Below are 22212 nucleotides of genomic sequence, written 5' to 3' on the forward strand. Positions count from 1 at the left end.
TGGCCGTAAGATGCCGGCCCCATGCGAAGGCTCGTCCTGCTCGCGCTGCTGGCGCTCCCTGGTTGCTTCTATCCCGCTGACCGTGGCCGCGCCCTCGAGGCGAAGGTCGACCGGCTCGGCACCGACTCCGCGCAGATGCAGGCGGAGCTGAAGGAGGCGCGCGAGCAGCTCGCCGCCACCCTGCCGAAAATCGACGAGAAGGTCGCCGAGGTCACCAAGGCCCTGGATGGCCTGGACACCGCCGCGCGCCGCAAGGACGCGGACATCGGCGTCCAGCTCCAGAAGACGATGGAGGACCTGTCCCAGCTGCGAGGCCAGGTGGAGACCTACCTCCACAAAATCACCGAGCTGGAGACGGCCCTCGGCGCCCAGGACCAGAAGCTGCTCGCCCTGCAGGGCACGGCCGCCGTGAAGGAGGCCGAGGCCAAGAAGAAGGCCGAGGAGCTCCAGCGTCCTACCAACCCCAAGGATTTCCTCGCGCTCGCGCAGGAGCGGGCGAAGGCCGGCGAAGTCCTCGTGGCACGCCAGCTCTTCACCGAGTTGATGAAGAAGTGGACCAAGGACCCGCTCGTGGGCGAGGCCCACTACGGCCTGGGTGAGACCTACTTCACCGAGTCCAAGTGCCGCGAGGCCCTCTTCGAGTACGGCAAGGTGGTGCAGGACCACCCGAAGACGCCGTCCGCGCCGGACGCCTACCTGCGCTCCTCCGAGTGTTTCGCTCAGCTCAAGATGAAGGACGAGTCGCGGATGGCGCTCGAGGAGCTGGTGAAGAGCTACCCCAAGGCCTCCGCGGCCAAGACGGCCAAGGAGCGCATCGCCGAGCTGGACAAGGCGAAGACCCCCGCCAAGAAGGGCGGCAAGAAGTGAGCTTCCGTCCCCTGCGGCTCGCCGCGCTGGCGCTCCTGCTCGTGCCCTTTGTCGCGGGCGCGGCGCCCAAGCAGTTGGTGCTGCTCTTCACCGGAGACAATGGGGGCGAAATCGCCCCCTGTGGTTGACGACACAACCCGTCTGGCGGTCTGGCCAGAAGAAAAGTCACGATAGAGCAGGAGCGCGCCAAGGGCGTACCGGTCCTCGTGTTGGACGCGGGCAACGCGCTCTTCAGGAGCCGGGACAGCGGCGGCGCCCCGGACGCACGCGCACGCGCGGAGCTGTTGCTCGCGCAGATGGACGCGCAGGGCACCACCGCCATGGCCGTGGGCGCGCGAGACCTCAACCTCGGCGTGGACTTCCTGCGCAAGCAGACGCGCAAGTCGAAGCTGAAGCTCTTGTCGGCGAACCTCGTGGACGCGAAGGGCACGCTTCTGTTCCCCGCCTCCACGGTGGTGGACGTCGGCGGGCTCAAGGTCGGCGTGGTGGGCGCCTCCCCGGCGACGACCCAGCCCGAGCCCATGGAGCCGTTGGCCCAGGGAAAGGCGGCAGGGGTGATGCGGCAGGGCCTTCCGGTGGCTCCCGCCGTGGCCGCCGAGGCGAAGCGGCTGCGCCAGAAGGAGCGCGTGGACCTGGTGGTGCTGCTCGCCGCCGTGCCCTACGACGAGGTGCTCAAGCTGGCCAACGAGGTGGAGGGCGTGGACTTCGTGATGCAGTCCCACGAAGGCCGGGGCTCCGGCATCCCCCAGCGCATGGCGATGACCACCATTGTCCCGCCGGGAGACCGGGGGCGGCAGCTGGCGAAGCTGGAGCTGTCCATCAGCGGCCCCGGCCGGTTCGTGGACAACTCCGAGGTGGCTCGCACCCGGGACGGCCTGCGAATCGTCGAGACCAACCTGGCCAAGGCCAGGGAGCGGCTCGCGAAGTCCACCGACGAGGTTCAGAAGCGCTCGCTCGAGTCAGCGGTCGCCAGCCTGGAAGCCCGGCGCACGGCGCTCGAAAAGACGGTGGCGGGGGGCGCAACGCCCGCGGCCCGGACGCATCTATTGTCGTACATCCAGCTTGGGAGCGACGTGCCGGCGGACCCGGCCGTTCAGAAAGCGGTGGAACGCATCGAGCCTCCCGGCTCGGCGGCCCACTAGCCCGGGCGGATCTTGTGCCCCGGTCGGCGCGCCGTTATAAGCGCCGGCCATTACAGTGTCGGACCTCCCAGCCGTTGGCGGTTGGGGGCAAGGCACCTTGGAGAGCGTCATGAAGCCGGAACTGCACCCCGTCTATCCGCCGTCCCGCATCACCTGTGCCTGTGGCAACGTCGTCGAGACCCACTCCACCCGCGGCTCGTTCTCGGTGGAAATCTGCTCGAACTGCCACCCCTTCTTCACGGGCAAGTACAAGCTCATCGACACGGCCGGTCGCATCGACCGCTTCAAGAAGAAGTACGCCGCGAACCCCACGAAGGGCGCCGACGCTGCTCCTGTCGAGGGCAACATCGCGGTCCCCGTCGCCAAGGCCAAGAAGGCCAAGGCCTGAGTCGGGCCGTCGCGCTTCGTAGCCACTGAAGCAGCACCGTCGAGCAGGGTGTCGGAGAGCCTCCAAGAGAGGCGCTCCCGCCCTGCTCGCGGTGTTTCTACGACTTGAGTCACTCGTCAAGTTTCAGGGTGCTACAGGTCAGAAAATTGCTGTAGCAGCCTGTTGAGGCACATTCCGCCGCGTCCCACGACGAAGAGTCCGACGGAGGCGTGATGTTCGCGGAAGCTGCTGCCCCAAACCTGAAGGTTGTCCGGCGCTCCCTCAACGAGAGCGTGCACGCGAAGGGCGACGCCTGGACGCTCCTGCGAGGGGACAGCCTGGAGCTCCTGAAGCAGTTCGAGCCCCAGACGTTCGACATGATTTTCGCGGACCCGCCGTACTTCCTCTCCAACGGCGGCACCACCTGCAAGGGTGGCAAGCGCGTGTCGGTGGCGAAGGGCGGTTGGGATGTGTCGCGCGGGGTGGAAGAGGACCACGCCTTCACCACCGCGTGGCTCGCCGCCTGCCAGCGGCTGCTCAAGCCCACCGGCACCCTCTGGGTGAGCGGCACGCAGCACGTCATCTTCAACGCCGGCTTCGCCATGCAGAAGCTCGGCTACAAGCTGCTCAACACCGTCACCTGGTTCAAGCCCAACGCGAGCCCCAACCTGGCGTGCCGTTACTTCACCCACTCGACGGAGCTGCTCATCTGGGCCTCCCCGAAGTCGGGCGGCAAGCTCCAGCACGTCTTCAACTACTCGAAGATGAAGGCGGACAACGGCGGCAAGCAGATGCGTGATGCCTGGGCGCTTCCTCCCTCTGGCGACGCGGAAGTCACCGCCGACGGCGAGGGCCGCCTGTGGACGCTCACCGTCCCGCGCGGCGGCGAGGAGAAGGCCTTCGGCAGCCACCCCACGCAGAAGCCCGTGGCCCTGCTGGAGCGCATCATCGAGGCGAGCACCCCCGAGGACGCGCTGATTCTGGACCCCTTCAACGGCAGCGGCACCACGGGCGTGGCGGCCCTCAAGCTGGGCCGCCGCTACGTGGGCATCGACATGGACGAGAAGTACCTGGACCTCGCCGAGAAGCGCCTCGTGGCGCAGTCGGCGAAGTAGTCCCCGTGCCGCGAGTCCCCGCGCCGCTTCTCAGGCGCGGGACAAGATGAGCTCCACGCCCTGACGGGCGATGGGGTGGTAGCGCTCTCCGTACTGCTTGAAGAGCGAGCGCGCCAGGGCCCGGTGCTCCCGGGACGCGGCGAGCACTCCGTACAGGGGCTTGAGGTACTTCATGCGCCCCACCTCGCCCAGGAACGCCTCGGTGCGCCCCACCGCCGGCTCCCAGCCCGCGCGCAGCGCCGCCACCAGCCACGCCACCAGCACCTCCGAGTTACGGCTGCGCGTGAAGGCGAAGCGCTCGTCGAGCTGACGGAACAAGTCCTTGGGCGCGTCCGAGGGCATCCACTCCAGGAAGAGCTGCCACTCCGCGGGCGTCCAGTCCTTGGCCGCCTCCACCGATGGCACCGTGCCCCGGGCGCGCTGCAAGGCCTCCAGCCGGCTGGAGCGCGGCGAGGGCGCGCTCGCGGGCACGCCGGGCCGCTGCAGATAGGCCTCCGCGTCGACCTTCGCCAGCACCCCGGGCAGCTCCCGCTCGGTGAAGGCGATGAACTCCTCGGTGGTGAGGGCGCGGAAGCGGTACGTGGCCAGATAGCGGCGCAGGAAGCCGTCGAAGGCCTCGCGCCCCACGGCGTCCTCCATGGCCCGGAGGAACAGGTAGCCCTTCTCGTACGGAATCTGGGAGAAGGCCTCGTCCGGGTCCACGCCCGTCAGGTGCGTGCGCAGCGCCGTCAGGTGCGGGTGCTCGCGGAAGTGGTGCAGCGCCTCGTCCAGCGCCCGCCGCCCCAGGGCCGCGTTCAGCGCGGCGACCTCCGGCCCCGCCAGCGCCTCCAGGATGCGGCGCTCGGCGAAGACGGTGAAGCCCTCGTTGAGCCAGAAGTGCTCCGCGGACGCATTCGTCACGAGGTTGCCCGTCCACGAGTGCGCCAGCTCGTGCGCCACCACGTTGACCAGGCTCTTGTCCCCGGCAATCAACGTGGGCGTGAGGAACGTCAGCCTCGGGTTCTCCATGCCGCCGTACGGGAAGGACGGAGGCATGGTGAGCAAATCGAACCGCTCCCAGTCGTACGGCCCGAAGAGCGACTCGGCGGCGCGCAGCATGTCGTCCACGCCGGAGAACTCCTCGGCCGCGTCCTCCAGCAGCTCCGGCTCCGCCCATACGCGCGAGCGGGGGCCCAGCTCCTTGGGCGCCAGGCTGCCCACCGCGAAGGCCAGGAGATATGGAGGCACCGGCTGCGGCATCTCGTAGTGCTCCTCCGCCTCCACGCCGTGCTCCTCGCGGCGCACGAAGCTGGCCGCCATGACGGCCTTGAGCGCCTTGGGCACTCGCAGCGACGCGCGGTAGCGGATGCGGATGCGAGGCGTGTCCTGCAGCGGCACCACGCTGCGCGCGTGGATGGCCTGGCATTGGCTGTACAGGAACGGGTGCTGCCCGCCCGCCGTCTGCGAGGGCGTCAGCCACTGCAGCGCGCTCGCCGTGGGCGAGGTGCGGTAGTGCACCGTGAGCTGTCGCACCCCCGAGGGCAGCTCCACCCTCAGCCGACTGCCCAGAATCGGCTCTGGTGGGGCGAGCATGTAGGGCAAGGGGCGACCATTGCCGTCTACGACTCTGAGAATCTCCAAATCCCGCGTGTCCAGGTCCAGGGGACCCGCGGACGCTTCCTTCAGCGTCAGGGTGGCCTCCGCGTGCAGGCGGCGGGTCCGGAAGTCGACGCGAGCCTTCCAGTCCAGGGTTTCCGTCTCAGGCTGCGTGCTGTCGTTGTAGGAGTGCGGGTCGGGGCGAGCCATGGAGGTCCGGTTTGTAGTCCTTGGGACGACCCATGGCGAGTGCTCCCACCTTCCGAACAGATTGACTTTCGGGTCAATCGCCTACATTTGTGCAGTCCCTTCTTCCCTCAAGGGAGCCTCTTCCAATGACGACGCGGATCCGCAAGGTAGCTGTGCTGGGCGCCGGAGTGATGGGCAGCGGCATCGCCGCCCATCTGGCCAACTCGGGCGTGCGCGCGCTCCTCCTGGACATCGTTCCGCCGAAGGCCGCACCGGGCGAAGACACTTCGACCAAGGCCTTCCGCAACAAGTTCGCCCTCGGGGCGCTGGCCAACATGCGCAAGCAGAAGCCCAGCCCCATCATGTCCGAGCAGGTGTTCACCGCCATCGAGGTGGGCAACTTCGATGACGACATGGCGAAGATCGCCGACTGCGATTGGGTCATCGAAGTCGTGAAGGAGGACCTGACCGTCAAGCAGGCCCTCTTCGAGAAGGTGGAGAAGCACGCCCGCAAGGACGCCATCATCTCCTCCAACACCTCCGGCATGTCGATTGTCGGGATGACGCAGGGCCGGGGCGCGGCGTTCAAGAAGAACTTCCTCGTCACGCACTTCTTCAACCCCGTCCGCTACATGAAGCTGTTGGAGCTGGTCGCCGGCACGGAGACGGACCCGGCGGTGATGAAGACCATCCACCGCTTTGGCGAGGAAGTGCTCGGCAAGGGCATCGTCTACGGCAAGGACACCACCAACTTCATCGCGAACCGCATCGGCGTGTACGGGATGATGCGGACCATCGCCGCCATGGGCCCCGCGGAGCTGTCCATCGAAGAGGTGGACAAGATTTTTGGTCCGGCCATGGGCCGTCCCAAGTCGGCCGTGTTCCGCACCGCGGACATCGTCGGTCTGGACACCTTCGTCCACGTGTCGAAGAACTGTTACGACACGCTGACGCAGGACGAGGAGCGTGAGGTCTTCGCCATCCCCGGCTTCCTCCAGAAGATGGTGGAGAAGGGCATGCTCGGCGACAAGAGCGGCGGCGGCTTCTACAAGAAGGACAAGAGCAGCGGCGGGAAGGAAATCCTCGCGCTCGACCTGAAGACGCTGGAGTACCGCGCGCAGGGCAAGGTGCGCTTCGAGTCGCTCGGCGCCGCCCGCGAAGTCGAGAACGTCAAGGAGCGCGTCGCCGTCGTGCTGAACGGCACGGACAAGGCCGCGAAGTTCGCCGAGCAGGTGACGCTGGACGTACTGGCGTACACCAGCCGCCGCATCCCCGAGATTGCCGACGACGTGGTCAACGTGGACCGCGGCGTGCGCTGGGGCTTCGGTTGGGACCTGGGGCCCTTCGAGGTCTGGGACGCGTACGGCGTGAAGAAGGGCCTGGCGCGGATGAAGGAGTTGGGCCTCAAGCCGGCGAAGTGGGTGGAGGACATGGTGGCCACGGGCCGCGAGTCCTTCTACGGCGTGGAGGGCGGCAAGGACACGTACTGGGACATCCCCACGAAGTCCGTGAAGGTGGTGCCGGAGAACGCCCGCACGCAGCGCGTGGAGTACCTCAAGCGCGGCAACAAGAAGGTGGCCGGCAACGACTCCGCCACCCTGTGGGACTTGGGCGACGGCGCCACGCTGCTGGAGTTCCACACGAAGATGAACTCCATCGATGACCAGATCATCGAGATGATGAACACGGCGCTGGACGAGACGGAGAAGAACTTCAAGGGCCTGGTCATCGGCAACGACGGCTCGAACTTCTCCGCGGGCGCCAACATCGTCGCGCTGGTGTGGGCGGCGAAGAGCGGCCAGTACGAGGACATCCGCAAGCTCGTCACCGGCTTCCAGGCGGTGAACCAGCGCATGCGCTACAGCCCGGTGCCGGTGGTGACGGCGCCCTTCAACCTCACCCTGGGCGGCGGCTCAGAGGTGACGATGGGCGGCAACGCGGTGCAGGCGAGCGCGGAGCTGTACATGGGCCTCGTCGAGGTCGGCGTGGGCCTCATCCCCGGCGGCGGCGGCAACATGCAGCTGCTCCGCAACGTCTACGGCGCGTACTCCACGGACAAGGATTTCGATCCGCTGCCCTTCCTCAAGAAGGTGTTCCTGGCCATCGGTACGGCGAAGGTCGCCACCAGCGCCGAGGAGGCGCGAGAGCTGGGCTTCCTGTCCCTGACGGACGGCATCAGCGCCAACCGGGACTTCCTGCTGTCGGACGCGAAGGCTCGGGTGCTGGGCATGGCGGACGCGGGCTTCCGCGCGCCGCGTCCCACGCGCTTCCGCCTGGGCGGCCCCAGCGGCTACGCCACCATCGACATGATGCTGTACGACATGGAGATGAACGGGCAGGTCAGCGCGCACGACCGCAAGATTGGTCAGAAGCTCGCGCGCGTGCTCACCGGCGGCGACACCAGCACCTCGGCGCTCGTCACCGAGGAGAAGCTGCTGGAGCTGGAGGCCGAGGCCTTCCTGAGCCTGTGCGGCGAGGAGAAGACCCAGGACCGCCTGACGTTCATGATCGAGAAGGGCAAGCCGCTGCGGAATTGACGGCCGGCCGGTATCCATTGGCTACGACATAAATTTCGCTGCATGCCCGGGTGCTCCCCGGGCAAGGAGACATCAAGATGCCTGGTCGAGTCGTGATTGCCAGCGCGGTCCGCACGCCGTTCACCCGCGCTCACAAGGGAGAGTTCAAGGACACCCGGCCGGATACGCTGGCCGCCATCGCCATCAAGGAGGCCGTTGCCCAGGTCCCCGGCCTCAAGCCGTCGGACGTGGAAGACGTCGTCCTGGGCTGTGCCATGCCGGAAGCCGAGCAGGGGATGAACGTGGCCCGTCAGGCCACGCTCCTGGCGGGGCTGCCGGTGGAAGTACCGGCGATGACCATCAACCGCTTCTGTTCCTCCGGGACGCAGGCGATTGCCCAGATTGCCGCGGCCATCCAGGCGGGGCACATCCAGGTCGGCATCGGCGGTGGTACCGAGTCGATGACGATGGTGCCCATGGGTGGCAACAAGGTCAGCGCCAACCCGGACATCATGGCGAACCACCCGGAGATCTACTCGTCCATGGGTGTGACGGCGGAGAACATCGCCTCCCGTCACAACGTGTCGCGTGAGGACTCCGACAAGTTCGCCGCGGAGAGCCAGCGCCGCGCGGCGTCCGCGCGGGAGACGGGCAAGTTCAGCGAGGAGATCGTCCCCGTCACCACCACCGTCTACGACGAGGAGGGCAAGGCGCAGACGGTGACGGTGTCCGTGGACACCATCCTGCGTCCGGAGACGACGGCCGAGGGCCTGGGCAAGCTGCGCCCGGCGTTCAACGCCAAGGGCGTGGTGACGGCCGGCAACGCGTCGCCGCTGACGGACGGCGCGGCGGCGGCGGTGGTGATGAGCGAGGAGAAGGCGAAGGAGCTGGGCGTCAAGCCGCTGGGCTACTTCGTGGACTTCGCCGTCGCGGGTGTGGCTCCGGAAGTCATGGGCATCGGCCCGGTTCCGGCGGTGCGCAAGCTGCTGGCGAAGAACAAGCTCGAGGTGAAGGACATCGACGTCTTCGAGCTGAACGAGGCCTTCGCTCCGCAGGCGCTGTACTGCATCCGTGAGCTGGGCATCCCCATGGACAAGGTGAACCCGAACGGCGGCGCCATCGCCCTGGGCCACCCGCTGGGCGTGTCCGGTGCGCGTCTGGTCGCGACGATTCTGCGCGAGCTGAAGCGCCGCAACGGCCGCTACGGCGTCGTCACCATGTGCATCGGTGGCGGCATGGGTGCCGCGGCGCTCATCGAGCTGGCGAAGTAGTCGCCCGCTTCACCGACTGAAAGTTCGCGGGCCCCGGGGAAGTCCTTCCCGGGGCCCGTGTCGTTGCGGGGCTCGGCCAGGCGCCGGCCCTTCATGCTCGACGTCAGGAGACGGGGGCTTCGGGGTCGTCCACGGGGACACCGGCGAGGCGCAGGACTCGCAGCGCGTTGGTCGTGTCCACCACGCCCTCGCGCAGCTTGTAGTCGAACACCATCTCCCCAGCTTCCAGGTGGTCCCTGAAGTGGACGTTGCGGACGTGCGCGTCACGCGTCTCTTCCGCCAGCGACGTCAGCGACAAGTCGTGCGTCGTCACCGCGCCCGAGGCCCCGGTGGACAGCAGCAGCCGGAGCACCTCGCGCGAGGCGAGCTGCCGCTCTCGCGTGTTGGTGCCGAGGAGGATTTCGTCGAGCAGGAACAGCGCCTGCCCGTTCGCCGCGCGCGCCGCGTCCAGCACCGCCTTGATGCGCTGCACCTCCGCGTAGAAGTACGACACGCCGCGCTCCAGCGAGTCCTTCACCCGCATGCTGGTGAGCACATGCAGCGGAGACAGGCGGAACGACGCCGCGGACACCGGCGCTCCGGCGAGCGCCAGCACCGCGTTGGTGCCCAGCGCTCGCATCAGCGTCGTCTTGCCGCTCATGTTGGAGCCGGTGATGAGCAGTGCCTGTCGGGGGCCCGGCAGGGACACGTCATTGGGCACGGGGGCATCCAGCAGCGGATGGCCCATGACCTTCGCCTCGACGAGGGGCCCCGTCGCTTCCAGCGTGGGCCAGGCGAAGGCGGGTCGGTCATGCGCGAGGCCCGCCACGCAGGAGAGGGCCTCCATCTCCGCGAGCGCTTCGAACCAGTGCCGCACCTGCGTGCCATGCTTCGCGCGCCAGCGCTCCAGTGCGAACAGCGCATGGATGTCCCAGAGCGTGAGCCAGTGCACCAGCGGGTGGAACTGGTGCCGCTTGAACTCGATGAGCGAGAACAGTCGGCTGAAGCGCTGGAAGTGTTTCGAGACGGGCGGCTCGCCCTGCTGCTGGAGGCCCGACTGGAGCTGACGCAGGAGGGGATGCTCGAAGCGCTGGCCCTCCACGCGCTCGAAGATGGGCGCGTAGCGGACGAAGCCCTGCTCGCCCTTCTCCACGCCCTCGTCCATCTTCCGCAGCGTGCGACGGGTGGCCACGGCCACCGCGAGCTGCGCGGCAAGTCCCGCCCACACCGAGGCGCCGGGCAGCACGCCGACTTCGCCCAGGATGAAGAGCGTCAGCGTCACCGGCGGCAGGATGATGGCGAGCGGGAGGGACCAGCGGATGGAGTCCAACGCGGGCCCGGCTTCCGACCACTGGATGAAGAGGCTCGGGTCGGCCTTCTCCTTCGCCACCGTGCGCGCTTCCACGCAGAGGTCCTGTCGGAAGTCCACGAGCGGTGCCAGCTCACGCGCCGCGCCCTGACGTGCTTGCACCACGTCCACCGGAGCAGGCGCTGACAGCCACGCGGCGAGTCGCTCCTCGCCCGCGCGGGTGGCCGTCTCGTTCAGGAGCTGGAAGAGGCTGCCCTGTCCGAAGACGTCCAGGTCCGGCGTGTAGAGGTGGGCGGGGGAGGCGAAACGTTCGCCGCGCTCGGTGAACTCGTGCCAGCCGTGGCCCAGGCGCGCGAGGCCCCGCTCGTTGAGCGTGACGTACAGCCGCTGACGCGCCTCGCGGCGGAAGATCTGGTGGTGGAGGACCGCGAGGAGGCCGTAGACGACGACGGCGGCCACCGTGCCCCACCACCAGGTCTTGGGCAGTCTGCCTGTGACGATGAGCCCCGAGACGACGGCCGCGACGAGGAAGGCCAGGGTGCGCAGGTTGGCGTAGCGGGCGCTGACGCGGTCCAGGGCGGCCAGCTCCGCCTCAGCGGCGGCACGGCGCTCGGTGTACGTGTGGTGGGGATTCGGGCTCGGGGCGTTCGCGGACACTGTGGCCGCGCATGCTGTGCCTCCGGCCCGTTCAGGGCAAGGGCCGCCTGTCTTCAGATGGTGTCGGGATGACGGAGGTGGGCTGGGAGTCGTTGCCCGAGGGGGCGGTGGCCTCTGGTGCGCAGGCCCGAGGCGAGGCCCTCCGGGGCGGGCGCTTCATGGGTCAGCGGAGGGTGGGGGGCCAACGAGGTAGAACGGCCCAAGGCCATCCCGGTGGTTCACCCCTGAGTTGAACCGGCGGGAGGGTGTTCCCGAGAGTTTCGCGTCCATGTCGAACCCGGCCCCGGCGAGGACACTCGCGACCAAGAGTCGTTCCTCGCGTGGGCGGCACTGGTGGAGGAAACGTCGGTTCCTCCACCGGTGTGCCGTGGCTCGATGTCACGCGACGCGTAACCGCCACGAGGCCCGTGATGGCGGGTCAGCCCCAGAGTTCGCGAGGCGGCCAGAAGAGGGTGTTGCCCTCGAAGTGGATGCCAGGCTCACGGTCCTTCGCGAGCAGCAGGGGGCCGTCCAGGTCCACCACCTCCGCGCCTTGGGCCACCAGGGCGGCCGGGGCCATGGACAGCGAGGTCGCCACCATGCAGCCGACCATGAGTTGAAGCCCGTGCCCACGTGCATCGCGCGCCAGGGCCAGGGCCTCGGTGAGCCCTCCCGTCTTGTCGAGCTTGATGTTGAGGGCGTCGTACTTGCCGACGAGGGTGGCCAGCCCGTGCCTGTCGTGCGCGGACTCGTCGGCGCAGACAGCCACGGGGCGCCGCAGGCCTCGCAGGGCCTCGTCATCCGACGCGGGCAGCGGCTGCTCCACCATCACCACGCCCAGCTCGGCGCAGGCCGCGAGCAGTGACGGGAGCTCGTCGGGCTTCCAGCCCTCGTTGGCGTCCACGATGAGGCGACTGGCCGGCGCTCCGAGGCGGATGGCGCGCAGGCGCTCGATGTCACCCTCGCTCCCGCGTCCCAGCTTCACCTTGAGCAGTGGCCGGTGCGAGGACTTCTCGGCGGCCCGGCCCATGGCCTCGGCGGTGTCCAGGCTCAGCGTGTATGCGGTGACCAGCGGCTGGGGCTCCGACATGCCGAGCAGCTCCCAGATGGGCTTGCCGGTCTTCTTCGCCTCCAGGTCCCACAGCGCACAGTCCAGCGCGTTGCGCGCGGCCCTCGGCTCCAGCGCCTCCGGGACCTCGTCGCGTCCCAGCCCGCCCTCGATGCGCGGACGCGCGGCTTCCAGTGCCCTCAGCACGCCGTCGACCGTCTCCCCATAGCGACCATAGGGGACACACTCGCCGCGCCCCACGGCGCCGCCTTCCTCCAGCGTGACGACCACCACTTCGGCGATGGTCTTCGAGCCTCGGGAGATGGTGAAGCTGCCCGCGATGGGCCAGCTCTCGTGCTTGACGGTGAGCTTGCGCATGCGCGGTCAGCCCTTCGCCGGGAAGCGGCGCACCAGCTCGTCGACCAGCGGGCCGACACCGGTGCGGATGGGGTCGACACAGGGCAGGCCGTACTCGCGGCCGGTCCGCTCCAGCAGCGCGAGGGCGTCCTTCTCCTCCAGGTGCTCGGTGTTGATGGCGAGCCCGGTGCATTGGATGCCCGGGTTCGTGAGCTGCCCCTCCAGCACCGTGCGGTCGATGACGGCCTGGATGGAGGGCAGGGCGTGCTGGACGCCGCGCATCTTCGTACGGGTGGGCTCGTGGCAGACGATGAAGGAGTCGGGCTGCGCACCGTGCAGCAGACCGAGCGTCACGCCCGCGAACGAGGGATGGAACAGCGAGCCCTGGCCTTCCACCAGGTCCCAATGGTCCGCGTCATTGGCGGGTGACAGCCATTCCGCCGCGCCCGCGACGAAGTCAGACACCACCGCGTCGATGGCCACACCCCGGCCGGAGATGAAGATGCCCGTCTGTCCCGTGGCGCGGAAGTCCGCCTTGAGTCCCCGCTCGCGCATCTCCTTCTCCAGCGCGAGCGCCGTGTACTTCTTGCCCACCGAGCAATCCGTGCCCACCGTCAGCAGGCGCAATCCCTGGCGCTTCGTGCCCTTGCCGGTGGCGAAGTCCATGTCGGGGATGCGCACGTCGTGCAGCTTGCGGCCATTGCGCGCGGCGGCCTCGGCGATGGCGGGGAAGGAGGACAGGCGCTTGTGCAACCCCGTGGCGACGTCCATTCCCGCGTCCAGGGCCTCCACCAGCTTGCTCACCCAGTGCTCGGGGAGCACGCCGCCCGCGTTGGCCACGCCGACGATGAGCGTCTGGGCGCCCCGGGCCCTGGCCTGGGCGATGTCCAGGTCCGTCAGGCCGCAGTCCGCCCCGCAGCCCGGCAGTCGGAGCTGGCCCACGCACCACTCGGGCCGCCAGTCGACGATGCCGTGGGCCGTCTTCGCCGCGAGCTGGTCGGGTACATCCCCCAGGAACAACAGGTAGGGCTTCTGGATCTCCACCAAGGTCCTCCCCGCGCCCCGGTCTGGGGCTGTGGCGAGGCTTTTCAGCACGCCCCCGACAGGCCCGCAAGGACATCGCTGAAGCCTGCTGGGAGGGTTTCTTCCAACCCCTTGGAACCACCCCACGCGTAGGCCCTCCGGGAGGCCCGAAAATGTCAGACCCGCCCCGTATTCTTCTCTCCGTCGCCGCACACGAGGGGAACGAAAAATGGCCGCGTCAGTGATTGATAATCGCGTCGAGATTGTCTTCAGCTTCGACACCACCGGCAGCATGTATCCGTGTCTCGCGCAGGTGCGAAAGAAGCTGCATGGCACCGTGTCCCGATTGATGAAGGAGATTCCGGGCATCCGCATCGGCGTCATCGCGCACGGCGACTACTGCGACGCGCGCTCGACGTACGTGACGAAGATTCTGGACCTCACGGACGATGCGAAGGCCGTGGTGCGGTTCGTGGACAAGGTGGGTCAGACGGGCGGCGGTGACGCGCCGGAGTGCTATGAGCTGGTGCTGCGCGAAGCGCAATCCCTGTCATGGACGGTGGGCTACACGCGGGCCTTCGTGCTGATTGGTGATGACGTGCCGCATGCGCCGTCGGACAACCCGAAGCGCCTGGACTGGCGCAAGGAAGTGGACGCGCTGGGTAGGATGGGCGTCCCGGTGTACGGGGTGCAGGCGCTGGCGCGGCGCCATGCGACGCCGTTCTACAAGGAGCTGGCGGAGAAGTCGGGCGGCTTCCATCTGAGCCTGGACCAGTTCGCGCACGTCACCGACATGCTGCTGGCCGTCTGTTACAAGCAGTCGTCCGACGCGCGGCTCCAGGCCTACGAGACGGAGGTCGCGAAGGAGGGGCGGATGAGCCGCGGGCTGAACGCCATGTTCAGCACCATGCTCCAGCGAAAGACGTCGTCGGATTACGCGGAGACGGACCTGCGCGCCGTGGCTCCCGGCCGGTTCCAGTCGCTGGAGGTGGACGATGACATGCCCATCAAGGCCTTCGTCCAGGAGAACGGGCTGGGCTTCAAGACGGGACGGGGCTTCTACGAGTTCACCAAGACGGAGACCATCCAGGGGCACAAGGAAGTGGTGCTGATGGACCGCAAGACGGGCGACTTCTACAGCGGCGAGCGGGCGCGGGAGATGCTCGGGCTGCCGCCGGGGGAGACGGTGCGCATCCGTCCCGCCAGCCTGGAGAAATACGTCGTCTTCGTGCAGAGCACCTCGGCGAATCGCAAGCTCGTGAAGGGGTCGAAGTTCCTCTACGAGGTGGAGGACTGGGACGGGGCCAAGTCCCTCGCGGCCTGAGTGCTCCGGCGAAACGGGCCGAGGGCGAAGGAGACAACAGCGTCAACGGCCTGGGGTTCTCGTTGCGTGCGTGTCGACTGTTGGTCACGTGATGAACTCCATGAGCGGATGTTTCATGCGCCATGGAGCGCCCGACCCAAGGGTTGAAGAGGTGGCACCACGTCGTTACCTCGGACGACCGTGAGGTCCTGGGTCCCATGTCTGCTGCTGTTGCTTTGCGTCAGCTGCGACGTCTTCGAGCTGCACCCCTATGAGATTCGAGGGGGCGTGCGCGACACGAATGCCCGGGCGCTCGAGCGGCTTCAGCGGAACGTCAGCGGCGGGTCCTTCCGCTTCGCGGTGCTGGGAGACATTGGCGTCTACCAGGACGATTCCGTCGACGCCGTGAAGGACCTCGCGCGGCGCGATGTCGACTTCGTCGTGCAGATGGGGGACCTGACGGAGTTCAGCTCCGCCCAGGAGTACGACTGGGTGGCGGGGCTGCTCGAGGATGCGTCAGTGCCCGCGCTGGCGGTCATCGGCAACCATGACCTGCTCGGCAAGGGGCGGGAACTCTACCTCCACCGCTTCGGGCCGACGTTCCTGGCCTTCGAGCATGGGGGGAGCCGGTTCGTCCTCTTCGACTCCAACTCCCGTGAGTACGGGTTCCCGGGCAACGTGCCGGACCTGGAGCAACTGCGCTCGGCACTGGGCGAAGCGCCGGGTGGCGGGCACCTGTTCACCTTCTCGCATGTGCCACCCGGACACCCGGACTTCGATGGGTCGCTGACGGAACCGCTGGAGCAGCTCCAGGCGGAGCACGGAGTCACGGTTTCGTTTCACGGCCACACCCACCGCTTCAGCACCGACGCGCGGCGGGGCGTGCGCTACTTCATCGCGGACTCCATAGAGCTTCACAGCTACCTGCTCGTCACCGTCGAGGGCGAGTCCGTGGCTGTCGAGCAGGTCTTCTTCTGATGGCGCGCTCCTGGCTCGTGGGTGGACTGCTGGCGTCGATGCTGCTCGCGGCGCATCCCGTGCGCGCGGCGCCGAGGGAGGCGGGGGCGCCGTGGTACGTGCCGGACCACGCGGCGCTCCAGTTCGCCGGCTCCATTGGCATGTTGGCCGCGGGGCCAGGGTGGGCCTTCCTGGACGAGCAGTTGGAGCTGGAGGTGCTGGTGGGCTGGGCGCCTCGGGCGGTGGCGGGGGCGGACTTCGTCACCCTGACGCTCAAGGGCCAGTGGCATCCGTTCCACGTTACCCACCGCGAGTGGAGCTTTCGTCCGTTCACCGTGGGAGCGGCCTTCAGCTACACCTTTGGCGACGACTACTTCCTCACGCTGCCGGACCGCTATGTCTCCGGCTACTACTGGTTCAAGACGGCGCTGAGGCCCGCGCTGTTGCTGGGCGGGAGCGCGGGCCGGCCCGTGCCGTCGCTGGGACTGAGGCACCTGGAGGGGTACTACGAGTTGGTGGCCACGGACTACCGCATCGTCCAGTTCCTCCAGAACCCGAGCACCGTGAAGACGGGCCTGTTCACGCTCGCGCTCGGTGCGCGGGTCCGCTTCTGAAGCGCGCGGTGTGAAGCGGCGGCCGCGTGGATGCGGCCTTCAGCGTGGATGCGGCCTTCAGCGTGGAGGCTGCGTCGCCGTGGCGGGAGGTGAGGTCGGCTCGGCCTCGGTCTGCGCGCCACCGCCCCGGAGCCGACGCAGGATGCGCGGGGCTTCGGCGGCGAAGCGTTCCTGGGCGTCCGGAAGGGGGCGGTCCCACAGGTCGCTGAGCTCCGTGCCGGGGAGTCCCGCGCCGAAGCGCACCTTCAAGTCCCGGCCGATGAGCGCATAGCGCGCCTCCCAGCCAATGGTGGTGAGCAGGTAGCGCCGAGGGTCTGGGCGGCTCATGGGAATCCCGTCACCGAGCTGCTCCGGTGAGTGGGTGTCACCCAGCAGGTCGAACAGGGTGGGCACCAGGTCGATGTGGCCGGTGACGGCCTCGACCTGCCCAGTCGGAAGCTTCTCGTCGAAGACGAGCATGGGGACATGGAGCTGCAGCTCGGTGACGTCGCTGGCGTGGCCGACCCGGCCGTGCTCGCGGAACTCCTCGCCATGGTCGCCAGTGAAGATGACCAGGGGGCGCGTTCCGCGTGTGGCCTCCCACTGGCTCAAGAGCTCTTCCACCTTGGTGTCCACCTCGTAGGCGGAGTTCCAGGCGCGGGCCTTGAGGTGCTCGGCGGGGACTCGCGCGGTGGCCAGGCCTCCCTTGCCGTCCCAGGCGGGGGTGAACACCGCCGAGCGCGGCGGGTAGTCGTAGTCGAAGTGCGTGCCCGCGAAGAACACGAAGGTGAAGAGCGGCGTGTCCTTGGGTGTCGTGCGCGCCATGTCCAGCGCATCCTTCACCATGGCGGTGTCTCGCAGGTGGCTGCGGCCCTCGTAGTCCGTGCGCAGGCCGCCATGCACGTCGCGGAACACGGTGTCCTTCAAGCCCATCCAGTCCACGGAGGACGCGGCGAAGAAGGCCTGGCGATAGCCATTCTCCCGGAGCGCCGGGAAGAGCAGGGGCGAGCGCCCGGCGCCGACCACCGCGTCGCGGCGCTGTGCTTCCAGTCCGAAGAAGAGGCTGAAGAGCGAGTAGTCCGTGGAGCTCGCCGCGCTGTGGTGATGGAGGAAGCGTGTGCCGTGCTCCGCCCTGCGCCAGAGGTGGGGCATGACGTCCGGGCGGAAGAAGTCGTCGCGCAGACTCTCCACGAGGATGAGGACGATGTCGGGCCGGCGCGTGAAGCGCACCGAGGCGGGGTCGATGGTCGACGCGGGGACGCCGGCCTCGGGGCTCACGCCCAGCCGCAGTCCAGACGCGGGGGGCCTGTCCGTCAGCCGCGTGAGCAGGGTGTTCATGCGCACGGGGGGTTGCAGGGGCAGGGTGGTGGCCGCGTGCAGCACGGCGCCACCATGGGCGAAGACGAGCCATGCGCTCGTCAGTCGCTCCACCGCGGTGACGAGGACGAGGATGGCGATGAGCCGGGCGACGTGGCGCGGACGGGGGACTCGCCGCAGGAAGTGGACGCCCGCCCAGACATCGAGCGCGAGGACGCCCAGCGTCGCCGCGCCCAGGAGCGCCAGCTCATGGGGAGCAAGCCCCGTCTCCGCGAGCGCGCGCGGCTGCATGGCCACCGCTAGCACCAGCCCGTTGATGTGGAAGCCCAGGGAGGACAGGACGAGCGCGTCCACGCCGAGCATGGCCACGCCCAGCGCCACCATCACCGGCAGGGCCAGCGCATAGCGCCGCCCGAGCAGTATCAGGGGCAGGGTGGCCACGAAGGTGAGCAGCCCCAGGAACAGCGCCTGGACGATGCCGCCCACCAGCAGCACGGGACGCAAGGAGCTGGCCAGCCTCCCCACGGAGTCGAGCAGGGGGGCACCGAAGAAGAGCAGCGCGAGCAGCCCATGCAGCGTGCACCAGAGCAGCGCGGGGCCGAGCAAAGGCAGGGCGTCGGCCAAGCGCGGGCGGAGCCTCTCGGCGGGAGTGACGGTGGCGGGAGGCATCCGAGACATCGCGCCTCCTGCTAGCCCGCCGCAGGCTGATGTTCAAGGAAGACAGGAACGCCCGGCCGCCCCCTCGCAGTGGATGCACGCCCACTCACGCGACGCGTCGGATAGAGCCTCACATGTCTCGTGTCCGGCGGCTTAGCGGTGCCGGGAGCGGAGGTGAAGCGCCACGTGCACGAGGTGCCGGGTGGAGCCGCACCTCATGTCTCGTGTCCGATGGCTCGGCGGTGCCAGGATGGGAGCATGCCGCCACGCAAGCTCGTGCGACACCTCGTCTGGCTGGAGTCCTTCACCGCGGCGGTGGAGGCGGGCAGCATTGAATCCGCCGCCGAGCACCTGGGTGTGGCCCGCTCCGTGGTGAGCGAGCACATCCGCGCGCTGGAGATGGCGCTGGCGGAGGGCGCCACGCTGCTGGAGCGAGGACCCGGCCGACGCCTCCAGCTCACCGCTCGGGGAGAGCGTCTTTTCGCTGGCACCCAGACGCCCCTGCACCAACTCGACATGAAGCGGCTGCGCGACCTGGCCAGCGCGGAGCCCGTGGTGCGCCTGGGCCTCAATCCCACCCTGTCCATCTCCTTGCTCGGGAAGGTCGCCCGCGACGCCGCCGCCACCGGACTCAAGCTGGTGCTCAGCTTCGGCGGACCGCACGAATTGACGCGGCAGGTGCAGACGCGACAGCTCGACCTGGCGCTGGACTTCACCCCGCTGCCGCCCCACGAAGGCGTGGAGTCCGAGTCCCTGCTGCGCATGTCCTTCGTCGTGCTCGCCGGCCCGGGGAACGCGCTGGCGAGCATGGCCTCGTCCCGGCGGACGCTGCACGTGAAGGACCTGGACGGTCAGCCCTTCGTGGACTGGCTGCGAGACGACCCCTACGGCGGCGCCAACAGCGCGCGCTTCGCCGCCCATGGGGTCAAGGTGGCCGAGGTGGCCCGAGTCGAAAGCTTCCTGCTGCTCTACGAACTGCTGCGCGCCTTCAGCGCCTGCGCGATTACGCCCGACCTGCGGCCGATGCACCCCTTTCCCCCCGACATGCACGCCTGGCCCCTCAAGGAGGATGAGCCCCAGGCCGTGGAAGTCGTGGCCCTCTGGCCCTCCGGCGCGCTCAGTCCCGGTGCCTCCACCGTCCTCGACGGACTGCGTCAGCGCGTATGAATACTCGTCGTTAAATCGACGAAGACGTCGAATTCTGCCGGTTTTCCGGAGCCTCCTGCGCCTGTATCTTCTCTGGGCTGAAAGTTTTCACCAGGAGTGCCCGGATATGACGCCAACGGAACTGACGATATCCCGCCTGCCCGCGCATCTGCGGCGCTACGTGGTGAGCCAGGACTACGACGCGTATACGCCGAGAGACCACGCCGTCTGGCGGCACATCCTGGGCAAGCTGCGCGGGCACCTCGGGGAGCGGGCGCACTCCGTCTATCTGGAGGGGTTGTCGGCGACGGGCATCAACCTGGAGTCCATCCCCAGCCTGGACGAGATGAACGAGCGGCTGTCGCGGCTGGGCTGGGCGTGCGTGGGCGTGCGCGGCTTCATTCCGCCGGCGGTCTTCACCGAACTCCAGTCGATGGGAGTTTTGGCCATCGCCTCGGACATCCGCACGCACGAGCACATCGAGTACACGCCCGCGCCGGACATCGTCCATGAGAGCGCGGGGCACGCGCCCATCATCGCCAACCGGCGGTACGCGGAGTACCTGAAGGCGTGCGGCCTCGTGGGCTTCAAGTCCATCGCGAGCGTGGAGGACCAGGCCGTCTTCGAGGCCATCCGCAACCTGTCGGTGGTGAAGGAAGACCCGGACGCGAGCCCGGAAGAGGTCGCTCACTCAGAGGCGCGACTGGAGGCGGCGAGCGCCAGCCGTCGGTACGTGAGTGAGAGCACGCGGGCGACGCGGCTGTACTGGTGGACCGCGGAGTACGGCCTCGTCGGGGGCCTGGAGTCGCCGCGCATCTACGGCGCGGGGCTGCTGTCGAGCATCGGCGAGGCGGCACTCTGTCTGACGCCGGCCGTGCGGAAGCTGCCGCTCGGCGTGGCGTGCGCGGACATGGACTTCGATATCACCCGGATGCAGCCGCAGCTCTTCGTGGCGCGGGACTTCGAGCACCTGTTCGAGGTGCTGTCGGAGTTCGAGTCCACGCTGGCGTGGAAGCGCGGCGGCGACTTCGGGCTGGAGGTGGCCCGGCAGGCGCGCACGGTGAATCACCTGGTGCTGGCGGATGGCCGCGAGGTGACGGGGCGCGTCCTGGAAACGGTGGCCGCGCCCGCCGAGGTGGCCCCGGGGCTCACCACCGCGCTGGTGCGGATGGAGGGTCCGGTCCTCACCTCGCGCGGTGGCAAGGGGGATGGGAGTCGGCCGTGGAACGGTCCGGCGCTGGTGGCCTTCGGTGCGGGCAGCCTCCCGGAGCGAGGAACGTTCAAGTTGTCACTGGCCAGCGGGCTGGAGCTGGAGGGCTTCGCGGCGGGCGGAGGCGAGGTGCTGGCGCTGCGGGCTCGGCTCGCGGGCCGCGCGCTGGACGTGCCCGCGGTGACGAAGCTCTTCGTCACCACGCACCTGCCCTCGGTAGCGGGTGGGCCGGCGGACCCGGAGACGTGGGACCGGTGGTTCGGCGAGCTGGGGGCGTTCGCGGAAGGTGACGGCGAGTCGAAGGCGCGCGAGCGCAAGGCGCTGGCCCTGCACCCGTCGCTCGCGGCGCTCTACCGGGAGGTGCGCGGTCTGCGCGACTCGGGGAAGGCGAAGCCGGAGCGTCTGGCGCAGATCGCCGCCGCCGCGACGGACTTCCAGGACGACTGGCTGCTGCGCGCCGAGGTCGACGAGCTGAAGGCCCGGGCCTGAGGTCGCGTCCCGGGGAGTGAAACGTTCCATCGAGCGCCGCGCCTCCCCGCGTGGCCGCTCCTCGCTTGCCGTCACCCGTGAAAACGACGCGGGCCCGACCACGTAGGAGTCACGTGGTCAGGCCCGTCGTTGACGTCAGTGCTCCCGCGACATCCGCGGGGGACGACCGCCGTGCTCACTTCTCCTTGGAGGCAATCTTCCGCAGCGCCTTCTGGTCCCTCACGCAGAGGATGCGGCCGACATTGCCGAGCACGCCCTCGCGCTTCATCTCGTTGATGAGCGTGGACACGAACGAGCGCGACGCGCCCACCAGGTCCGCCAGGTCCTGCTGCGTGATTCCGCGCAGGTCCGTCTCACCGCCGTGGGGGCAGCGCTCACCGTGCGCCTCCACCAGCGTCAGCAGGGTGTCCGCCAGCCGCGCGGGAACTTCCTTGAAGGTCAGCCCCAGCACGCGCTTGCGCAGGGCACGCACGCGCTCGGCGTAGGCGCGCACCACGTCCACCGCCAGCGCCGGCCGGGCCTCGAGCTGCGCGCGGAAGTCGCGGCCCTCGATGCTCCACACCTCGGCCTCGCCCGCGGCGATGGCCATCTCTTCAATCGGCGTCCCCTCGGGGCGGAACAGCTCGCCGAACAAGTCGCCGGGGCGGAGGATGGACACCACCGAGCGGGTGCCATTCTTCCCGATGCGCATCAGCCGGACGCGGCCGGACTTGAGCAGATAGACGCGGTCCGTGTTGTCGCCAGGACGGTAGATGGTCGAGTTGTGCGGGAAGGACTCGACCTTGAAGTAGCCCTTGAAGTCGATGGCCTCCTGCCCCGGAACAAGCTTGTTCGCGGTGACCATCATCCCGGAGCTGGTTGCCTGGAGCGGCGCCACGACGTTGGAACCGATAGGGCCGAGGGGGCGATTGAAACCGTGCATGGCATTCACTCCGTGGAAAGCAATCGGGGGTAGGACCGGCCGCCTGCTTCAGCGGCAACGGGGCTTACCTTTTCCAAGGAACGTGCCAGTGGGGAATGAAGTGCTCCGGGGGGAACACATCCAAGAATGCCGGGTACTTAGCGCTAGAGGCCCGTAGCACCCACCTGTCTGTGTCCGAAACCTGAAACAGAACGTTCAAACAGTCTGATCATGTTGAACGAAAC

18 protein-coding genes are annotated in these 22212 nt (G+C 68.5%); 12 read left to right on the forward strand and 6 right to left on the reverse strand.

Going from position 1 to position 22212, the window contains the following annotated elements; all coding sequences use genetic code 11:
• Window positions 1–21: 21 nt before the first annotated feature.
• The 5 genes from FJV41_RS18780 to FJV41_RS18795 all read left to right on the forward strand — a co-directional run bounded on the left by FJV41_RS18780 (window position 22) and on the right by FJV41_RS18795 (window position 3491).
• Window positions 22–867: a tetratricopeptide repeat protein gene (locus FJV41_RS18780; RefSeq protein WP_141643886.1), complete on the forward strand. Its 846-nt coding sequence runs from the start codon at window positions 22–24 to the stop codon at window positions 865–867.
• Window positions 864–995: a hypothetical protein gene (locus FJV41_RS54610; protein ID WP_256433693.1), complete on the forward strand. Its 132-nt coding sequence runs from the start codon at window positions 864–866 to the stop codon at window positions 993–995. The genes FJV41_RS18780 and FJV41_RS54610 overlap by 4 nt, the downstream gene beginning before the upstream one ends.
• A gap of 78 nt (window positions 996–1073) precedes the next feature.
• Complete coding sequence (locus tag FJV41_RS18785) at window positions 1074–2009, forward strand: metallophosphoesterase family protein (RefSeq protein ID WP_181790753.1); 936 nt, start codon at window positions 1074–1076, stop codon at window positions 2007–2009.
• A 109-nt stretch (window positions 2010–2118) separates the two neighbouring features.
• Window positions 2119–2397: a 50S ribosomal protein L31 gene (rpmE, locus tag FJV41_RS18790; protein ID WP_141643888.1), complete on the forward strand. Its 279-nt coding sequence runs from the start codon at window positions 2119–2121 to the stop codon at window positions 2395–2397.
• Between the two features lie 212 nt (window positions 2398–2609).
• Window positions 2610–3491 carry a DNA-methyltransferase gene (locus FJV41_RS18795; RefSeq protein ID WP_141643889.1) on the forward strand — a complete coding sequence of 294 codons (882 nt, stop codon included), beginning with the start codon at window positions 2610–2612 and terminating at the stop codon, window positions 3489–3491.
• A 30-nt stretch (window positions 3492–3521) separates the two neighbouring features.
• Here FJV41_RS18795 and FJV41_RS18800 read toward each other — a convergent pair whose 3' ends face one another.
• The gene (locus FJV41_RS18800) at window positions 3522–5276 is read right to left on the reverse strand and encodes a M1 family metallopeptidase (protein WP_141643890.1); all 1755 of its coding nucleotides are present in this window, start codon (window positions 5274–5276) and stop codon (window positions 3522–3524) included.
• 125 nt (window positions 5277–5401) lie between these two features.
• Here FJV41_RS18800 and FJV41_RS18805 point away from each other — a divergent pair, with 125 nt between their 5' ends.
• Window positions 5402–7792, forward strand: a complete 2391-nt coding sequence (locus FJV41_RS18805; protein WP_141643891.1) for a 3-hydroxyacyl-CoA dehydrogenase/enoyl-CoA hydratase family protein — start codon at window positions 5402–5404, stop codon at window positions 7790–7792.
• A gap of 77 nt (window positions 7793–7869) precedes the next feature.
• Window positions 7870–9042: a thiolase family protein gene (locus tag FJV41_RS18810; protein WP_141643892.1), complete on the forward strand. Its 1173-nt coding sequence runs from the start codon at window positions 7870–7872 to the stop codon at window positions 9040–9042.
• 103 nt (window positions 9043–9145) lie between these two features.
• On the opposite strand, the gene FJV41_RS18815 is transcribed toward FJV41_RS18810, so the two are convergent.
• The 3 genes from FJV41_RS18815 to dgcN all read right to left on the reverse strand — a co-directional run bounded on the left by FJV41_RS18815 (window position 9146) and on the right by dgcN (window position 13415).
• Window positions 9146–10987 (reverse strand): MutS-related protein, encoded by a 1842-nt coding sequence (locus tag FJV41_RS18815; protein ID WP_141643893.1) that lies wholly within the window; start codon window positions 10985–10987, stop codon window positions 9146–9148.
• 418 nt (window positions 10988–11405) lie between these two features.
• On the reverse strand, window positions 11406–12392 hold the full coding sequence (gene dgcA / locus FJV41_RS18820; protein ID WP_141643894.1) for an N-acetyl-D-Glu racemase DgcA: 987 nt from the start codon (window positions 12390–12392) through the stop codon (window positions 11406–11408).
• A 6-nt stretch (window positions 12393–12398) separates the two neighbouring features.
• Entirely contained in the window at window positions 12399–13415 is a 1017-nt protein-coding gene (gene dgcN / locus FJV41_RS18825) for an N-acetyltransferase DgcN (protein ID WP_141643895.1), read from the reverse strand.
• Between the two features lie 208 nt (window positions 13416–13623).
• On the opposite strand from dgcN, the gene FJV41_RS18830 reads away from it, so the two are divergent.
• The 3 genes from FJV41_RS18830 to FJV41_RS18840 all read left to right on the forward strand — a co-directional run bounded on the left by FJV41_RS18830 (window position 13624) and on the right by FJV41_RS18840 (window position 16268).
• Complete coding sequence (locus FJV41_RS18830) at window positions 13624–14718, forward strand: vWA domain-containing protein (RefSeq protein ID WP_141643896.1); 1095 nt, start codon at window positions 13624–13626, stop codon at window positions 14716–14718.
• A gap of 180 nt (window positions 14719–14898) precedes the next feature.
• The gene (locus FJV41_RS18835) at window positions 14899–15675 is read left to right on the forward strand and encodes a metallophosphoesterase family protein (protein ID WP_141643897.1); all 777 of its coding nucleotides are present in this window, start codon (window positions 14899–14901) and stop codon (window positions 15673–15675) included.
• Window positions 15675–16268, forward strand: coding sequence for a hypothetical protein (locus FJV41_RS18840; RefSeq protein WP_141643898.1), 594 nt, complete (start codon window positions 15675–15677; stop codon window positions 16266–16268). Before FJV41_RS18835 ends, FJV41_RS18840 begins: the two co-directional genes overlap by 1 nt.
• Window positions 16269–16325: 57 nt before the next feature.
• Here the strand turns inward: FJV41_RS18840 and FJV41_RS18845 are convergent, their stop codons facing one another.
• The gene (locus tag FJV41_RS18845; RefSeq protein WP_141643899.1) at window positions 16326–18242 is read right to left on the reverse strand and encodes a sulfatase-like hydrolase/transferase; all 1917 of its coding nucleotides are present in this window, start codon (window positions 18240–18242) and stop codon (window positions 16326–16328) included.
• A gap of 237 nt (window positions 18243–18479) precedes the next feature.
• Here FJV41_RS18845 and FJV41_RS18850 point away from each other — a divergent pair, with 237 nt between their 5' ends.
• On the forward strand, window positions 18480–19388 hold the full coding sequence (locus FJV41_RS18850; RefSeq protein WP_141643900.1) for a LysR family transcriptional regulator: 909 nt from the start codon (window positions 18480–18482) through the stop codon (window positions 19386–19388).
• A 106-nt stretch (window positions 19389–19494) separates the two neighbouring features.
• The gene (locus tag FJV41_RS18855; protein ID WP_141643901.1) at window positions 19495–21066 is read left to right on the forward strand and encodes an aromatic amino acid hydroxylase; all 1572 of its coding nucleotides are present in this window, start codon (window positions 19495–19497) and stop codon (window positions 21064–21066) included.
• Between the two features lie 175 nt (window positions 21067–21241).
• On the opposite strand, the gene mrpC is transcribed toward FJV41_RS18855, so the two are convergent.
• The gene (gene mrpC, locus FJV41_RS18860) at window positions 21242–21988 is read right to left on the reverse strand and encodes a Crp/Fnr family transcriptional regulator MrpC (protein ID WP_015351149.1); all 747 of its coding nucleotides are present in this window, start codon (window positions 21986–21988) and stop codon (window positions 21242–21244) included.
• Window positions 21989–22212: the final 224 nt, after the last annotated feature.

The organism is Myxococcus llanfairpwllgwyngyllgogerychwyrndrobwllllantysiliogogogochensis (assembly GCF_006636215.1).
In the GTDB taxonomy this organism is placed as follows: domain Bacteria; phylum Myxococcota; class Myxococcia; order Myxococcales; family Myxococcaceae; genus Myxococcus; species Myxococcus llanfairpwllgwyngyllgogerychwyrndrobwllllantysiliogogogochensis.

Bases quoted from the DNA above. Each gene is read 5' to 3' on its own strand.
- FJV41_RS18780 (WP_141643886.1), top strand. From the start codon at position 22: ATGCGAAGGCTCGTCCTGCTCGCGCTGCTGGCGCTCCCTGGTTGCTTC.
- rpmE (WP_141643888.1), top strand. From the start codon at position 2,119: ATGAAGCCGGAACTGCACCCCGTCTATCCGCCGTCCCGCATCACCTGT.
- FJV41_RS18795 (WP_141643889.1), top strand. From the start codon at position 2,610: ATGTTCGCGGAAGCTGCTGCCCCAAACCTGAAGGTTGTCCGGCGCTCC.
- FJV41_RS18800 (WP_141643890.1), bottom strand. From the start codon at position 5,276: ATGGCTCGCCCCGACCCGCACTCCTACAACGACAGCACGCAGCCTGAG.
- FJV41_RS18805 (WP_141643891.1), top strand. From the start codon at position 5,402: ATGACGACGCGGATCCGCAAGGTAGCTGTGCTGGGCGCCGGAGTGATG.
- FJV41_RS18810 (WP_141643892.1), top strand. From the start codon at position 7,870: ATGCCTGGTCGAGTCGTGATTGCCAGCGCGGTCCGCACGCCGTTCACC.
- dgcA (WP_141643894.1), bottom strand. From the start codon at position 12,392: ATGCGCAAGCTCACCGTCAAGCACGAGAGCTGGCCCATCGCGGGCAGC.
- FJV41_RS18830 (WP_141643896.1), top strand. From the start codon at position 13,624: ATGGCCGCGTCAGTGATTGATAATCGCGTCGAGATTGTCTTCAGCTTC.
- FJV41_RS18840 (WP_141643898.1), top strand. From the start codon at position 15,675: ATGGCGCGCTCCTGGCTCGTGGGTGGACTGCTGGCGTCGATGCTGCTC.
- FJV41_RS18845 (WP_141643899.1), bottom strand. From the start codon at position 18,242: ATGTCTCGGATGCCTCCCGCCACCGTCACTCCCGCCGAGAGGCTCCGC.
- FJV41_RS18850 (WP_141643900.1), top strand. From the start codon at position 18,480: ATGCCGCCACGCAAGCTCGTGCGACACCTCGTCTGGCTGGAGTCCTTC.
- FJV41_RS18855 (WP_141643901.1), top strand. From the start codon at position 19,495: ATGACGCCAACGGAACTGACGATATCCCGCCTGCCCGCGCATCTGCGG.
- mrpC (WP_015351149.1), bottom strand. From the start codon at position 21,988: ATGCACGGTTTCAATCGCCCCCTCGGCCCTATCGGTTCCAACGTCGTG.